Here is a 573-nt window from a genome sequence, read left to right as displayed (position 1 = left end):
GATCTTCACTGCACATTGTCGGTGCTGGTGAGATGTCCGGCGTTGAGTCCAATTAAACCGCAGGCTCCTCCGGTTGTAGTGCTCCCCCGCCAATTCCTTTAAGTTTCATCCTTGCGGACGTACTTCCCAGGCGGCTCGCTTCTCGGCTTCCCTACGGCACAGCACAGGCTCGTAGCCTGTGGCACACCTAGCGAGCATCGTTTACAGCTAGGACTACCCGGGTATCTAATCCGGTTCGAGACCCTAGCTTTCGTCCCTCACCGTCGGGTCCGTCTTCTCGAGGTGCTTTCGCCATCGGTGGTCCGTCCAGGATTACAGGATTTCACTCCTACCCCGGACGTACCCCTCGAGTCCTCCGGCCCCAAGCCGAACAGTTTCCGCTGGACGCCCACGTGTTGAGCACGTGGATTTCCCAACGGACTTGAACGGCCGGCTACGGACGCTTTAGGCCCAATAAAATCGGCCATCACTCGTGCTGCCGGTATTACCGCGGCGGCTGGCACCGGTCTTGCCCAGCACTTGTTCCTGTACCACCTTACGGTGCAGAAAAGCGAGGGCGTTGTATGCCCTCGC

General features: G+C 59.0%; 1 rRNA gene. It reads right to left on the bottom strand.

The annotated features are described in order from the left end of the window. Positions 1-573: ribosomal RNA gene (locus AB2U09_RS00100) — 16S ribosomal RNA — on the bottom strand; the annotation flags it as partial.

Source organism: Halosimplex yunnanense, from assembly GCF_054504345.1.
The sequence above is the reverse complement of the archived record's forward strand: the minus strand, read 5'-3'. Positions and strand labels throughout refer to the sequence as shown.